Source organism: Streptomyces tibetensis (genome assembly GCF_040647715.1).
GTDB classification, from domain to species: Bacteria; Actinomycetota; Actinomycetes; order Streptomycetales; family Streptomycetaceae; genus Streptomyces; species Streptomyces tibetensis_A.
Genome location: NZ_JBEZCR010000001.1, coordinates 271,241 through 285,351, shown reverse-complemented (window position 1 = coordinate 285,351; position 14,111 = coordinate 271,241). Strand labels below are relative to the sequence as shown.

The following is a 14,111-nucleotide window of genomic DNA, read 5'->3' as shown; positions in this document are numbered from 1 at the left end:
GTTGTGCCTTGCGATACGTGGTGCGAGGTGCGTGGGCTTGTCGTACGGGGTGGTGTGCTCGATGTGTCGCGGGTGGGTGCGCTCGCTGTGGTGCGGGTGGGTGTGCTCGCTGTGGTGCGAGGTGCACGTGCTCAATGTCTACAGGGTGACGGCGACAATGGTCCTATGAGGATCTCGGCACGTGCGGACTACGCGGTACGAGCGGTCGTGGAGCTGGCCGTCCGGCAGGGGGAGGGGTCGGTCAAGGCGGAGGCCGTCGCCACCGCGCAGGACATCCCCCACAAGTTCCTGGAGGGGATCCTCGGCGATCTGCGCCGGGGCGGTGTCGTCGACAGCCGGCGCGGCGGGGGCGGCGGCTACCGGCTGGCCCGGGAGGCCGCGGAGATCACGGTCGCGGACGTGATCCGCGCCGTGGACGGGCCGATCGTCTCGGTGCGCGGCGAACGGCCGACCGGCCTCGCCTACTCCGGCACCGCCGAGCCGCTGCTGCCGCTGTGGATCGCCCTGCGGGCCAACGTGCGCAGGATCCTGGAGGGTGTGACGGTCGCCGACCTCGCGGCCGGGGCGCTGCCCGAGCCGGTGGAGCGGCTGGCCGCGGAACCGGCTGCCTGGGAGAACCCCTGAGGGGCGGCCGCCGGGCGCGGAGCTGTGCGTGGTCCTCATTCCGTCCTCGGGATGTCCTCGGTCTGGCGCACTGGTGCAAGGCACCCTATGCGCCCACCGGCATCCCGGGTGAATTCCCGCCAGTGTGAATGGCCGGAGAGCTATCTGGCCCGCCCCTGCCGCCCTGCGTACGATGCGACCGCTCCCGCTCTTCACATCCCCTTCATGGAATGGTCACAGGTCGGGGGTGCATGCGTCTCGTCTTTGACATGCGCATGATCAGTACTTGTCACGATCCACCCCCCACGAACGGAATGGGAGAACCATGGCCGGTGGCCTGCTCCTGAGTGGCGCGATCGCCGCGCTGCTCACCAGCGCACTTCCCGCACACGCCTCGCCCTCCGGGTTCGACGACCCGCCCCCGGACAAGATCATCATCCAGGTCGCCACGGTGAACGGCTCCGGTTGCCCGGCCGGCACGGCAGCGGTCGCCGTCTCCGAGGACAACACCGCCTTCACGGTGACCTACAGCGACTACCTCGCCCAGGCCGGCGGGAACTCCGACCCGACCGCGTTCCGCAGGAACTGCCAGCTCAACCTGAAGGTCCACGTCCCCGGCGGCTTCACCTACGCCATCGCGAGCGCGGACTACCGCGGATTCGCCTCGCTCCAGCGGGGCGCGAGTGCCAGCCAGCGGGCCTCGTACTACTTCCAGGGCTCGCCCAGCACGGTGTACAAGAACCACCCCTTCAGCGGACCCCTCAACGACAACTGGCAGGCCACGGACGAGACCGACTGGGCCCAGCTGGTCTACGCGCCCTGCGGAGTGCAGCGCAACTTCAACATCAACACCGAGCTCCGCGTCAACGCCGGCACCCAGTCGGCGGACAAGGTCAGCTTCATGACGATGGACTCCACGGACGGGGACATCAGCACGGTGTACCACCTGGCGTGGAAGCAGTGCCCCCCGAAGACGTCGTGACGGGGTGAACGAGGGGCGGCTCACCGGGCCGGTGGTCCGGGGGGCCGCCCCTCAGCGGCGTGTACCGGCCCCGGCCAGTACGTAGGCGGCGAGGGGGTGCAGCGGGCGTGTCGGTGAACGCCGAACGCCGGTCAGGCCCCGGGCGCGAGCGCCGCCGCCGTGGCCTCCACGAAGGCCTCCGGGTTGTCCAGCATGATGTTGTGGCCGCAGTCCGGGATCGCGACGACGGACACTCCGGCCTCGATGAGGGCGTCGGTGCCGGGAAGCGGACCGCCGGACTCGGGAAGCAGGAAGGTGCGGGGGATCTTCAGCTCCAGCAACAGCTCCCGCATGGTGGGGGTCGTCCCGCGGGTGAGATGGCACGCGCTGCGGTGCAGGGCCTCGCGGCCGGCCAGGCGCATCGTGGACCACCAGTGCGGGCCGACCCGGTCGCGGACCTCCGCCCAGCCGCCCGCCAGGAACTCTTCCTCCGAGTAGGAGGCGATGCCGCTGCTGCCCGACGAGCCGGGTTCGCGCGGGATCGGGTCGAGGTTCGCGTCGACCAGGACCAGGCGGGAGACCAGCTGTGGATGGCGGGCCGCCAGGACGATCGCCACCGAGCCGCCCATGCTGTGGGCGATCACTTCGGCGGCCGGGACGCCCGCTGCCGTCAGGGCGCCGGCCAGCGCGTCGGCGTGGGACTCCAGGGTGTAGTCGACGTGCGTCGGGCGGTCGCTGATGCCGTGGCCCAGCATGTCGATCAGCAGCGAACGGCGTCCGGCCAGCCGCGGATCGACCGCGACTTCGGTGAAGTAGGCGGGCGAGGTGGCCCCCAGCCCGTGCACGTAGACGCGCGCGGGCTCCCGCCCCGGCAGCTCTACCCAGCGGATTCGATCACCCTCGGGCGTCACGGCGGCGCTGCGCACGGTCTTTCGTCCCCCTGGATGTGACGTCGGTGTCGGTGGACGGTCAACAGTAGTCTGTGGCACGGAGTTCTTCTGCTGCCACCGCGACCGGCCCGGATCCCTGCCGCTGCGTGAGGAGCTGGGGGAGGCGCACTGGGCCCACATGGACCGGTACGGGAGTTCGGCGGACGCCGGTGAGGCGCGGGGCAGGGCGGGGCTGAAGGGGCGGGGGCCGCCCGGTGTGCGAGCGGCCCCCTGGGTACGCACCGGGTGTGCCCGGCGTCAGCCCTGTTCCACGCCGAGGGTCAGCGTGCCCGCGTAGCCGGCGGACGTCGTGCTGCCGAGCGGGGTGAGGGTGAGGAGGCCCGAGGACGCGCCTCCGTCGTCGTAGATCGAGTCCTGGGCCAGGGTGGTGCGCCGGACCGTGTTGACCTTGTACGTGGACAGGGCCGCGACCTTGGCCGTGATCGTCTCGGTGAAGAAGAGCTGGCCGGTGTGGAGTTCGCGACCGCCGGTGAAGGAGCCGTCGGGGGTCAGCGTCACGTTGGTGTGGACCTTGACGTGGATGTGCACGCAGCGGCCCACGTACCAGCCGGGGTAGACCGTGGTGATCGCCGCGACTCCGCGTGCGTCGGTGAGGACGCCGCCGCGCAGGAACGTGCCGTTGTCCGGTTCGTCGTGGCCGTTGTCGCCCACGAAGCCGGAGTACTCGCCGAGCGCGTCGGCGTGCCAGAGCTCCACCAGGGCGTTCTTGAGCGGGGCGCACGTGTCGTCGTCGACGACCGTCAGCGTCAGCTTCAGGGGGATGCCCGTCTTGTCCTCGCGGATGTCGGAACGGACGTACTGGCCGTCGAGGTAGTAGGGGCCTTCGGTCAGCTCCTTCGTCAGGGTGCAGACGGCTGCCGCTGCGACGGGGGCGGTGGCGCCGGTCTCACGTGAGCCCTGGTCGGCCGAGGGGACGGCAGCCCCCACGGCCAGTGCGGCGGCGGTGGCGCCGGTGGCGAGCAGGACGGTGCGGCGGCCGATGGGGGTGTCGGGGGTCATGGGGTCTTTCTTCGGGGTTTCTGTCATGGACACGGCAGAGTAGAGGCGGAATCTGTCGGCACGCTGTGAGTTCGGCAAAATGCCGCGGCGTCAAGTATCTGACGAGACAGGTATTTACGGGTCCTGGTGGGGCCACTCGCTTCCTTGCAGTGTCGTGCTTCCACGGCCTGCGGGCCGCCGGGAATGGCGCATCCGCGGCGCCCGCCCGGCCCGGCATCTTGCCGTCGGCCGGCTGTGCAGCCGGGGTATCCCTCCCGGCACGGAGGCCTCGGACACCGTCGCCCCGGTCGTCGCCGAGCCGGCCGCCCATGCCGCTGCGGGCGGGCACGGCCGGTCCGGAGGCGAACAGCGCGGCGAGTGCAGGTCCCCAGCTCGTTCCGGCGACCTGAAATAGTCTGCCCGCCAACGGTGTTGGCGATCACATGACTCAGAGACCCGCCCCCCGCATCCTGTCCGACGCAGCCCTCTCCGACCTGCTCGGTGCGCAGCAGTTCGGCACGCTCGCCACCGTCAAGCGCAGTGGCCACCCCCACCTGACCACCATGCTGTACAGCTGGGACGCCGAGTCCCGCACGGTGCGGTTCTCCACGACGGCCGACCGCGTCAAGCTCAAGCACCTGCGGCGCGAACCGCGTGCGGCCCTGCACGTGCAGGGCAAAGACGTCTGGTCGTTCGCCGTCGCTGAGGGCGAGGCCGAGATCTCCGAGGTCACGGCGGTCCCCGGCGACTCGGTCGGCCGGGAGCTGCTCGCGATGATCCCGGCGGGCGCCGAACCGGAGGACGAGGAAGCCTTCCTCCGGCAGCTCGTCGACGAGCGCCGCGTCGTCATCAGGCTGAAGGTGGACCGGCTGTACGGGACCGCGCTCGACATCGAGGGATAGGGCTGCGGCACCATGAGCGCGTGAACGGACGGGCTTGGCCGGGCCCGGGGCGGCACCGCCGGCCGCCCCCAATTTCTCTTCTCCACTTGGTGGTTGCCGCGCGAACCATTGACGCGCAAGCGGTTCGATTCTACGTTCCGTTCGAACTTGCGAGCACCGTCCGAGATATCGGACCTTGTCACCCCCACCGCAAGGAGGACCCACATGAGCCGCAGTCCCCGTACGCCGCGCACCCTCCGCAGACGCACCGCCCTGCTCGCTCTCCCCGCAGCGGCCCTGCTCGCCCTGATCCCGGGCACGGCGTCGGCGTACCCCAACCCCGGCCGGATCACGGGGGACGTCGTCACCCACGACCCGTCGATGATCCGCACCTCGTCCGGCCAGTACCTGCTCTACGCCACCGGCGGCGGCATCGCCAACAAGACCAGCGGTGACCGCACCGCCTTCAGGAACGGTGCCGACGCCTTCTCCAGCCGGCCCGGCTGGTGGCGGAACTATTCGTCCGTCCCGGAGGCCTGGGCGCCGGACATCTCCTACCAGGGCGGCAAGTACCTGATGTACTACTCGGTCTCGACGTTCGGCTCGAAGACCTCCGCCATCGGCCTCGCGACCTCCGGCACCGGCCAGCCGGGCAGCTGGACCGACCAGGGAACCGTCTACACCTCGAACACCTCCAGCGACTTCAACGCCATCGACCCGAACCTTTTCGTTGACGACGACGGCAAGTGGTGGCTGTCGTTCGGCAGTTGGTCGACCGGTATCAAGATGATCCGGATCGACCCGTCCACCGGGAAGCAGCTCTCCTCCAGCACCACCCGGTACTCGCTCGCCTCCCGCCCCACCGGGACCAAGGCGGTCGAGGCGCCCTTCATCGTCAAACGGGGCGGCTACTACTACCTCTTCGCCTCGTACGACACCTGCTGCAACGGGACCAGCTCGACGTACAAGGTGAAGGTCGGGCGTGCCTCCAGTGTCACGGGGCCCTACCGCGACAAGAACGGCGTCGACCTGATGAACAACGGCGGCACACCGGTCCTCGAGTCGCACGGCAACGTCATCGGTCCCGGCGGCCAGTCGATCCTGAAGGACACCGACGGCGACCTGATCGTCTACCACTACTACGACGGCAACGCGAACGGCACACCCAAGCTCGGCATCAACCTCCTGAACTGGAGCAGCGGCTGGCCGGTCGCCTACTGACCCCGCCGGTGGCCCTGCGCCGGAGACAGACCGGCACAGGGCGGCTTCCCGTGGGCGCGGGGTCGTGCTGTACGCGCGGCCCCGCAGCCCTGGGCAGGGCTCCCCTCCCCGGGCGCGGCTCCGCATCCCCGGACGCGGCCCCGCCCACCCGCACGCATCGGACCATGCGGCCTGCCCGCACTACCCGGCCTGCCCCATCCCCGCCGCGTTCGGCCAGTTCTGGGCCGCCGGCCAGCCCGTGGCCGGGGCCGGTGTCAGTCCGTTCGTGCCCCGTACCTGCGCTGCCGTCAGGCCGCCCCGGGCCGGGACACCGGGCGGTGTCGGGCCGGTGAACGGGGCGGCCATGGGCGACGGCGCGGGGACGGGGGCCGGCGCCGGAGCAGGGACCGGCGCCGGGGCTTGGGCCACGGGGGCCAGGGGCGGTGCCGGGGCGGCCATCGGCTGGGGAGCGGGCTGCGCCACCGGTTGGGGCATCTGCGGCTGAGGCATCTGCGGCTGGGGCATCTGCGCCGCAGCCGGCATCGGCATCCCGCCGCCCGCACCCGCCGGTACGGCGGACGCGGCGGCGGGGAGCGGCATGCCGATGCCGGTGGCCGGAGCGGGGGCGGGGGCCAGTCCAGGCCCGCCGCCGACCCCGGTACTCGCGGCAGCAGGTGCGGGCGTCGGCAGGGCGGAGAAGCCCTGGCCGCCCGTCCCGGTGCTCGCGGCAGCCGGAGCCGCGACGAGTCCGGGCCCCCCGGACCCCGCCGCGGCAGCAGCCGCCGGCATCGGCGCCGCCGGGGCCGTTCCCATCGCCTGGGCCGCGAGCCCCCGCATGCCCGACCCGTTCGTCTCGCTCACCAGCCGGTCCACGGCCGCCGTACCCGAGCTGTAGCTGGTCCCGTTGCCCAGCTCGGGTACGGCGGCTCCCCTCCTGGACGTCCCGTAGAGCACCTGTTCCAGGCCGGACACCAGGCGACGCACGTCCACCTGGGGGCGCACCACGAGACGCAGGAAGCGGCTGGACGAACCGATCTTGTTGCCGCACTCGCGGACCAGGATCCGGTGCTCGGTGAGCATCCGGTCCCGGACCACCGTGCCCTCGGCGCCCACGGGGAGGCGCACGAAGAGGAAGTTGCCCTGCGACGGGTAGACCGTCAGCCCGGGCAGGGAGGACAGCTGGCCGGCCATGTCGAGACGGTCGCGGCGCACCTGCGTCAGGCTCTGCGCGTACTCGGCGCCGTGCTCCTTCAGCATGAAGACGACGTGCTCGGCGAAGGAGTTGAGGTTCCACTTGGGGAGCATGGAGCGGATGCGGCCCGCGAGCGCCGGGTTGGCGACCAGGTAGCCGAAGCGGATGCCGTGCAGGCCGAAGTTCTTGCCGAGGCTGCGCAGCACGACCACGTTGGGCCGCAGCATCGCCTCCTGGACGACGGACGGTTCGGCCTCGGCGTCCGCGAACTCCAGGAACGACTCGTCGATGACGACCAGGTCGAGGTCGGCCATGGCGTCCATGAACTGCACGACGGCGTGCTTGTGCAGGAAGCCGCCGTCGGGGTTGTTGGGGTTGCAGATCACGGCGACGCGGGTGCCGCGGGCCCGGATGAACTCGGCGTACTGGGCGAGGTCGAGGGCGAAGCCGCTGGACTCCTGGAGCGGGAACATGTCGACCCGCTTGCCGGTCTCCATCGGCTGGTCGGTCCAGCGGCCGAAGGTGGGGACGGGCACGGCGAGGGACTCGCGGACCAGCAGGTGGTCGATCCAGGTGATGAGCTCGGTCGAGCCGTTGCCCATGGCCACGCACTGCGGCGGCAGCTGAAGCAGACTGCACAGCTCGGCCGTGATGGTGTCGGCGCTGCTCGGGTAGTACGTGATGATGTCGCGCAGCCGGCCCGCCATGTCCTCGAACATGGCCGGGGTCGGGAAGTAGGGGTTGCAGGGGATACAGAAGTCCACGGGGCCGGCTCCCTCGCCGCCCTCACGTGTCAGAGCCGCCATCGACGGGCTGTGTGCCGCGGTACTGCGGAACAGCGACGTGACGTTGTCGGCCATGGAACCTCCGTATAGGGCGGGTCCGTTGGGGACGGACGGACCCGACGTTTGAGGGCGGCCCGCGCGGGGGAGCGCGGGCCGCCCTTTCATACGGAGACCACGGTGACACCGTTCAACGGCCGGTAAAACGGTCGGAAGCCCTGTCCAGGCCGTGAAGACCTGTCAGCGGCCTCAGCCTCAGCGGCCCCAGTGGCCTCAGCAGCCGAACGTGTGGATCGTCGTCGTCCGGTACGTCTGCCCGGGCCGCAGCACCGTCGACGGGAACTTCGGCTTGTTCGGCGAGTCCGGGAAGTGCTGCGTCTCCAGGCAGAGCGCGTCGCCCTGCCGGTAGGTGCGGCCGGACGGGCCGGTCAGCGTGCCGTCGAGGAAGTTGCCGGAGTAGAACTGCAGGCCCGGCTCGTTCGTGGCGATCTTCAGGGTGCGGCCGGAGGAGGGGTCGCGCAGGGTCGCGACGTGCTCGGGCCGGGCGGTGATGCCCTTGTCGAGCACCCAGTTGTGGTCGAAGCCCTTGGCGGTGACCAGCTGCGGGTGCGAGGTGCGGATGTCCCGGCCGATCGGCTTGGTCCGGCTGAAGTCGAACGGCGTGCCGGCGACCTTGGCCAGCTCGCCGGTCGGGATGAGCCCCGAGTCGGTGGGCGTGTAGCGGGAGGCGGCTATCTGCAGCTCGTGGTCCTCGATCGTGCCGCTGCCCTCACCGGCGAGGTTCCAGTAGACGTGGCTGGTGAGGTTGACGACGGTCGCCTTGTCCGTGGTGGCCTCGTAGTCGATGCGCCAGTCGCCGTGCCGGGTGAGCGTGTACGTCACCTTCGTCTTGAGCGTGCCCGGGTAGCCCATCTCGCCGTCGACGCTCGTGTAGTACAGGTGCAGGCCGACGTCGGAGCCCTTCACGAACGGCTCGACGTCCCACACGCGCTTGTCGAAGCCCTGGGCGCCGCCGTGCAGGCTCTGCTCACCGTCGTTGACGGACAGCTGGTAGTTCTTGCCGTCGAGGGTGAACTTGCCCTTGCCGATGCGGTTGCCGTACCGGCCGATCAGGGCGCCGAAGTACGGGGTCTTCGCGACGTAGTCCTCGAGGTTGTCGAAGCCCGCGGAGACGTTGGCGTAGCGGCCGCGACGGTCGGGGATCTCCAGGGACTGCACGACGCCGCCCCAGGAGAGGACCTTCAGGCGGGTGCCGCCGTTCTCCAGCGACCAGCTGTAGACCTTCGTGCCGTCGGCGAGCTTGCCGAAGAGCGTCTTCACCGGCTTCCTGCCTCCCGTGGCGTGCGCCGTGCCGCCGAGCGTGGTGGCGGCGATGCCCGCCGCCGCTGCTCCGGCGATGACCGTGCGTCTGTTCAGTTCCATGCGTGCGGCTCCCGTATGAAGGAGAGGGCCCCGCCTTCCGGCGGGGCCCCGATCTGACTTACGAACCGACCTTGCGCTTGTTCCACACGTCGAACCCGACCGCCGCCAGCAGGACCAGGCCCTTGATGACCTGCTGCCAGTCGGTGCCGATGCCGACGAGGTTCATACCGTTGTTCAGCACGCCCAGGACCAGGCCACCGATGATCGCGCCGAGGACGGTGCCGACACCGCCGCTCATCGACGCCCCGCCGATGAACGAGGCCGCGATCGCCTCCAGCTCGAAGTTGAGGCCGGCCTTGGGAGAGGCCGCGTTGAAGCGGGCGGCGAAGACCAGACCCGCCAGGGCCGCGAGCATGCCCATGTTCAGGAAGACCAGGAAGGTGACCTTCTTGTCCTTCACACCCGACAGCTTGGCCGCCGGGAGGTTGCCGCCGATGGCGTAGATGTGGCGGCCGATGATCGCGTTGCGCATCACATAGCCGAAGCCGACGAGCAGCACGCCCAGGATGAGCAGCACGATCGGGGCGCCCTTGTAGCTGGCCAACAGCATGGTGAGCGTCAGCACCGCGGCGCCGATCGCGACCAGCTTCAGCAGGAACAGCTTGGCGGGCGGGACCTCCAGGTTGAACTCCTGCTGCCGCTTGCGGTCCCGGACCTCCTGGAAGATCACGAAGGCGATCATCGCGAAGCCCAGCAGCAGCGTGAGGTTGTGGTAGTTGGTGTTCGGGCCGACCTCGGGCAGGAACCCGTTGGCGACCTTCTGCAGCCCGTCGGGGAACGGGCCGAGGGTCTGGCCCTCCAGGAAGATCTCCGTCAGTCCGCGGAAGATCAGCATGCCCGCCAGGGTCACGATGAACGACGGTATGCCGCCGTACGCGATGAAGAACCCCTGTACGGCGCCCGCGACCGCGCCCACGGCCAGGCACAGCACCACCGCGAGGGGCCACGGCAGGTCCTGTTTGACCATGAACACGGCGGCCATCGACCCGACGAACGCCGTCAGCGATCCGACCGACAGGTCGATGTGGCCGGCGATGATGACCAGCATCATGCCGATCGCGAGGATCAGGATGTAGCTGTTCTGCAGCACCAGGTTGGAGACGTTGCGCGGCAGCAGCAGGTCACCGTCGGTCCAGACGGCGAACAGGACCACGATCAGGCCCAGGGCGATCAGCATGCCGTACTGCCGCATGTTGCGGCGCATGCCGTCCATCACCAGCTGCAGCAGGCCGTCGCCCCCGGCCCCGCCGCTCTTGCCCGGCGGCGCGGGGGCCGGGCTCTTGGCGGTCACGTCCGTGCTCATCGGGTTACCTCTTTGTCCTTCGTCATCTGACGCATCAGCGATTCCTGGGAGGCCTCGGCCCGCGAGAACTCACCCGTCAGCCGCCCCGCGGCCATCGTGTAGATGCGGTCGCACATACCGAGCAGCTCGGGCAGCTCGGAGGAGATGAAGACGACCGCCTTGCCCTGGGCGGCCAGCTGGTCGATGACCGTGTAGATCTCGTACTTGGCGCCGACGTCGATACCGCGCGTGGGCTCGTCCAGGATCAGCACGTCCGGACCCGAGAAGATCCACTTGCTGAGGACGACCTTCTGCTGGTTGCCGCCGGACAGCTTGCCCACCGGCTCGAAGACGGTCGGCGCCTTGATGTTCATGGACTTGCGGAAGCGCTCGGCGACCTGCCGCTCCTCGTGCTCGTCGACCACACCGCGCTTGGCGACCTTGCCCAGGGCGCTCAGCGAGATGTTCCGGTTGATGGTGTCGATGAGGTTGAGGCCGTAGTGCTTGCGGTCCTCGGTGACGTAGGCGATCCCGTGCTTGACCGCCTCGGGGACGGTCTTGGTGCGGATCTCCTTGCCGTCCTTGAGGACCGTGCCGCCCGCGTACCGGCCGTACGTCCGGCCGAAGACGCTCATCGCGAGTTCGGTGCGGCCGGCGCCCATCAGGCCCGCGATGCCGACGATCTCCCCGCGTCGCACGTGGAGCGAGACGTCGTCGCACACCTTGCGCTGCTGGTCGATCGGGTGGTGCACGGTCCAGTCCCGGATCTCCAGGGCGGGCGCCGTGCCCTCCTCGGGCTCGTGCGGCGACCGCTCCGGGAAGCGGTTCTCCAGGTCGCGGCCCACCATGCCGCTGATGATCCGGTCCTCTGTGGTCTCCGGGGCCTTCACGTCGAGGGTCTCGATGGTCTGGCCGTCGCGGATGATCGTCACCGAGTCGGCGACCTTGCGGATCTCGTTGAGCTTGTGGGAAATGATGATCGAGGTGATGCCCTGCTTCTTCAACTCCAGGATGAGATCCAGGAGTTTGCCGCTGTCCTCGTCGTTCAGCGCGGCGGTCGGCTCATCCAGGATGAGCAGCTTGACCTTCTTCGACAGGGCCTTCGCGATCTCCACGAGCTGCTGCTTGCCCACGCCGATGTCGGCGACGCGGGTGTCGGGGTGGTCGGCCAGACCGACCCTGCGCAGCAGTTCGGTGGCGTGCCGCAGGGTCTCGGTCCAGCTGATGATCCCCCGGGTGGCGTGCTCGTTGCCGAGGAAGATGTTCTCCGCGAGGGAGAGGTAGGGCACCAGGGCCAGTTCCTGGTGGATGATCACGATGCCGCGCTCTTCGCTGGCCCGGATGTCCTTGAACTGGCAGACCTCTCCCTCGAAGAGGATGTCGCCCTCGTACGTGCCGTGCGGGTGGACGCCGGAGAGGACCTTCATCAAGGTCGACTTGCCGGCGCCGTTCTCCCCGCAGATGGCGTGGACCTCGCCCTGCCGGACGGTCAGTGTGACGTCCGACAGCGCCTTGACGCCGGGAAAGGTCTTGACGATCGAGCGCATTTCCAGGACGGGTCCCGCCATGGTCGTGCCTTCCAATCAGTGGTGGAGCGTCGGTCGGTGGCGGGAACTACTTGAGGTCGCTCTCCTTGATGTAGCCGGAGTCGACGACCTCCTTCTGGTAGTTCGACTTGTCGACCGCGACCGGCTCCAGCAGGTAGGCGGGGACGACCTTCGAGCCGTTGTCGTAGGTCTTGGTGTCGTTGACCTCGGGCTTCTTCTTGTTGAGCAGCGCGTCGACCATGTTCGAGGACACCTTGGCGAGCTGGCGGGTGTCCTTGTACACGGTCATCGACTGCTGGCCGGCGATGATCGACTTCACCGAGGCGACCTCGGCGTCCTGGCCCGTGACGACCGGCAGAGGCTTGCTCTTGGAGCCGTAGTCGTCGGACTTCAGCGCCGACAGGATGCCGATGGAGATGCCGTCGTAGGGGGAGAGGACGGCGTCGACCCGCTCGCTCTTGTAGGCCGAGGTCAGGATGTCGTCCATGCGCTTCTGGGCGGTGCCGCCGTCCCAGCGCAGGGTGGTGACCTGGTTGAGCTTGGTCTGGCCGGAGCGGACGACGAGCTGCTTCTTGTCGATGTACGGCTGCAGGACCTTCATCGCGCCGCCGAAGAAGTAGCGGGTGTTGTTGTCGTCGTTGGAGCCGGCGAACAGCTCGATGTTGAAGGGGCCCTTCTTGGAGCCGTCCTTCAGGCCGAGCTTCTCGACGATGTAGGTGCCCTGGAGCTCGCCGACCTTCTCGTTGTCGAAGGAGGCGTAGTAGTCGACGTTCTGCGTGCCGAGGATCAGGCGGTCGTAGGAGATGACCGGGATGTTGGCGTCCTTGGCCTGCTGGAGCACGTTGTTCATCGACTTGTTGTCGATCGCGGCGATGATCAGCGCCTTGACGCCCTGCGTGATCAGGTTCTCGACCTGCGAGACCTGCTGGTCGGGGTCGTCCTCGCCGTAGACGAGCTTGGTCTTGTAGCCCTTGGACTCGAGGTCGGTGACGACGTTCTTGCCGTCGGCGATCCAGCGCTCGGAGGACTTGGTCGGCATCGCGATGCCGATGGTGGCGCCCTTGGCGTCACCCTCGCTCTCCTTGCTGCCGCCCTCGCCGCTCTGGCCGCAGGCGGACAGGGTCAGGGCGAGGGACGCGGCTCCGGCTATGGCGGTGAGAGCGGCTCTGCGGTTACGCATGATCATCATCCTTGATCTGTGGCAGGGCTCGGTCTCAGGCGCGAAGTCGATCCGGGTGGTCGTGCCGGAAAGACCGAGAAGAGATGTGGTGGATTGTGGTCGGCTGTGTCTTCTTTTGTAAGCCGAGTTTCCGGAACGTTATGACGAGATTTCGAACCGTTGCAGATCGCCCGGCAGTCGGGACCCGAGCGGCGCCATGTCGCCGTCCGCTCCGTGGCGGGCCAGGAGGTCCAGGGCGAGCCGTCCGCGCCGCACCCGCTCCTTGGCCGTGGCCAGGGTCAGCTCCCGCATGTGGTGCCCGTACGGGTAGATCCCGGGGGACTTGGACAGTCCGAACTTCAGGTACAACGGGGCCCCGCGTCTGATGAGTTCGGCCACCTCGTACATGCGGACGTAGCCGCCGAGGTCGTCGGGTGCCTCGATGTACATGTCCATCGGAGCGCCCGACACCCGGCGGATCTCGGTCAGGTGATCGAGCGTCAGGTCGCTGGGCACGTTGACCGAGTCGGCGCCGAGGCGCTCGTAGACCGCGTACGCGGCCGGGTTGACCGGGCCGATGAGCGCGGAGACCTTCAGCGTCGTGTCGGCCGGGATGATGCCGGCCGCCCGTGCCCGGTGCAGCGTCCACAGCACGCCCTCGTCGGCGACGAGCAGGCACTTGACGCCCAACTCGGTCGCCCTGACGGCGTCTTCGACACAACCGGCGACGGCGTCGTGGCCGCGGGCGCGCAGCCCGGCCCCCCGCGAGTCGGTGCGCGTGGACCCGCCGATGTCCCAGGTGCCGCGCGGGCCGGTGAACAGGCAGAGCTCGATGTCGCGTTCGCCGGTCGACTCGACCATCTCGGTGATCTCGGAGTCGGTCAGCATCCACACGCCGCTGCCCTGGCTGATCCGGTGGATCGGCACGTCCAGCCGCGAGGCCTCCTTCAGGACCACCGCGAGTGCCTCCGGGCCCTCGCAGGAGGGGATCTCGGTGCGCCAGCGGCCGCCGCCGGGGAAGGAGTGAGCGGAGGTGTCGGCGGGGTCGGGGGCGGGTGCGCTCAGACCCAGCGCGGTGAGCGCCGGCTCACCGGGCCTACGGGGTGCCGTGGCGGAAGCGTCGGTCACTGGACTGTCCTTCGGTTCGATATTTC

12 protein-coding genes are annotated in these 14,111 nt (G+C 69.2%); 4 read left to right on the top strand and 8 right to left on the bottom strand.

Features of this window, described 5'->3' with window-relative positions; translation table 11 throughout:
* The first annotated feature begins 165 nt into the window (after positions 1 to 165).
* Positions 166 to 624 carry an RrF2 family transcriptional regulator gene (locus AB0B29_RS01305; RefSeq protein ID WP_104780760.1) on the top strand — a complete coding sequence of 153 codons (459 nt, stop codon included), beginning with the start codon at positions 166 to 168 and terminating at the stop codon, positions 622 to 624.
* Positions 625 to 928: 304 nt separating this feature from the next.
* The gene (locus AB0B29_RS01300; protein WP_362232348.1) at positions 929 to 1,585 is read left to right on the top strand and encodes a DUF4360 domain-containing protein; all 657 of its coding nucleotides are present in this window, start codon (positions 929 to 931) and stop codon (positions 1,583 to 1,585) included.
* A gap of 131 nt (positions 1,586 to 1,716) precedes the next feature.
* Here AB0B29_RS01300 and AB0B29_RS01295 read toward each other — a convergent pair whose 3' ends face one another.
* Entirely contained in the window at positions 1,717 to 2,490 is a 774-nt protein-coding gene (locus AB0B29_RS01295; protein WP_362232346.1) for an alpha/beta fold hydrolase, read from the bottom strand.
* A gap of 261 nt (positions 2,491 to 2,751) precedes the next feature.
* The gene (locus AB0B29_RS01290; protein ID WP_362232343.1) at positions 2,752 to 3,513 is read right to left on the bottom strand and encodes an intradiol ring-cleavage dioxygenase; all 762 of its coding nucleotides are present in this window, start codon (positions 3,511 to 3,513) and stop codon (positions 2,752 to 2,754) included.
* 422 nt (positions 3,514 to 3,935) lie between these two features.
* Here AB0B29_RS01290 and AB0B29_RS01285 point away from each other — a divergent pair, with 422 nt between their 5' ends.
* A complete protein-coding gene (locus AB0B29_RS01285) occupies positions 3,936 to 4,394 on the top strand; it encodes a PPOX class F420-dependent oxidoreductase (protein ID WP_362232341.1) in 459 nt (152 codons plus the stop codon).
* Between the two features lie 204 nt (positions 4,395 to 4,598).
* The gene (locus tag AB0B29_RS01280; protein ID WP_362232338.1) at positions 4,599 to 5,594 is read left to right on the top strand and encodes an arabinan endo-1,5-alpha-L-arabinosidase; all 996 of its coding nucleotides are present in this window, start codon (positions 4,599 to 4,601) and stop codon (positions 5,592 to 5,594) included.
* Between the two features lie 180 nt (positions 5,595 to 5,774).
* On the opposite strand, the gene AB0B29_RS01275 is transcribed toward AB0B29_RS01280, so the two are convergent.
* The 6 genes from AB0B29_RS01275 to AB0B29_RS01250 form a co-directional block, all read right to left on the bottom strand.
* A complete protein-coding gene (locus AB0B29_RS01275; RefSeq protein ID WP_362232335.1) occupies positions 5,775 to 7,625 on the bottom strand; it encodes a pyridoxal phosphate-dependent aminotransferase in 1,851 nt (616 codons plus the stop codon).
* 195 nt (positions 7,626 to 7,820) lie between these two features.
* Complete coding sequence (locus tag AB0B29_RS01270) at positions 7,821 to 8,969, bottom strand: aldose epimerase family protein (protein WP_362232332.1); 1,149 nt, start codon at positions 8,967 to 8,969, stop codon at positions 7,821 to 7,823.
* A gap of 58 nt (positions 8,970 to 9,027) precedes the next feature.
* Positions 9,028 to 10,272 carry a multiple monosaccharide ABC transporter permease gene (gene mmsB, locus AB0B29_RS01265; RefSeq protein WP_362232329.1) on the bottom strand — a complete coding sequence of 415 codons (1,245 nt, stop codon included), beginning with the start codon at positions 10,270 to 10,272 and terminating at the stop codon, positions 9,028 to 9,030.
* Positions 10,269 to 11,819: a multiple monosaccharide ABC transporter ATP-binding protein gene (gene mmsA / locus AB0B29_RS01260; RefSeq protein ID WP_362232326.1), complete on the bottom strand. Its 1,551-nt coding sequence runs from the start codon at positions 11,817 to 11,819 to the stop codon at positions 10,269 to 10,271. Before mmsA ends, mmsB begins: the two co-directional genes overlap by 4 nt.
* A gap of 46 nt (positions 11,820 to 11,865) precedes the next feature.
* Complete coding sequence (chvE, locus tag AB0B29_RS01255) at positions 11,866 to 12,978, bottom strand: multiple monosaccharide ABC transporter substrate-binding protein (RefSeq protein WP_362232324.1); 1,113 nt, start codon at positions 12,976 to 12,978, stop codon at positions 11,866 to 11,868.
* A 138-nt stretch (positions 12,979 to 13,116) separates the two neighbouring features.
* Positions 13,117 to 14,085: a hypothetical protein gene (locus tag AB0B29_RS01250; protein WP_362232322.1), complete on the bottom strand. Its 969-nt coding sequence runs from the start codon at positions 14,083 to 14,085 to the stop codon at positions 13,117 to 13,119.
* Positions 14,086 to 14,111: the final 26 nt, after the last annotated feature.

Bases quoted from the DNA above. Each gene is read 5' to 3' on its own strand.
- AB0B29_RS01305 (WP_104780760.1), top strand. From the start codon at position 166: ATGAGGATCTCGGCACGTGCGGACTACGCGGTACGAGCGGTCGTGGAG.
- AB0B29_RS01300 (WP_362232348.1), top strand. From the start codon at position 929: ATGGCCGGTGGCCTGCTCCTGAGTGGCGCGATCGCCGCGCTGCTCACC.
- AB0B29_RS01290 (WP_362232343.1), bottom strand. From the start codon at position 3,513: ATGACCCCCGACACCCCCATCGGCCGCCGCACCGTCCTGCTCGCCACC.
- AB0B29_RS01285 (WP_362232341.1), top strand. From the start codon at position 3,936: ATGACTCAGAGACCCGCCCCCCGCATCCTGTCCGACGCAGCCCTCTCC.
- AB0B29_RS01280 (WP_362232338.1), top strand. From the start codon at position 4,599: ATGAGCCGCAGTCCCCGTACGCCGCGCACCCTCCGCAGACGCACCGCC.
- AB0B29_RS01275 (WP_362232335.1), bottom strand. From the start codon at position 7,625: ATGGCCGACAACGTCACGTCGCTGTTCCGCAGTACCGCGGCACACAGC.
- AB0B29_RS01270 (WP_362232332.1), bottom strand. From the start codon at position 8,969: ATGGAACTGAACAGACGCACGGTCATCGCCGGAGCAGCGGCGGCGGGC.
- mmsB (WP_362232329.1), bottom strand. From the start codon at position 10,272: ATGAGCACGGACGTGACCGCCAAGAGCCCGGCCCCCGCGCCGCCGGGC.
- mmsA (WP_362232326.1), bottom strand. From the start codon at position 11,819: ATGGCGGGACCCGTCCTGGAAATGCGCTCGATCGTCAAGACCTTTCCC.
- chvE (WP_362232324.1), bottom strand. From the start codon at position 12,978: ATGCGTAACCGCAGAGCCGCTCTCACCGCCATAGCCGGAGCCGCGTCC.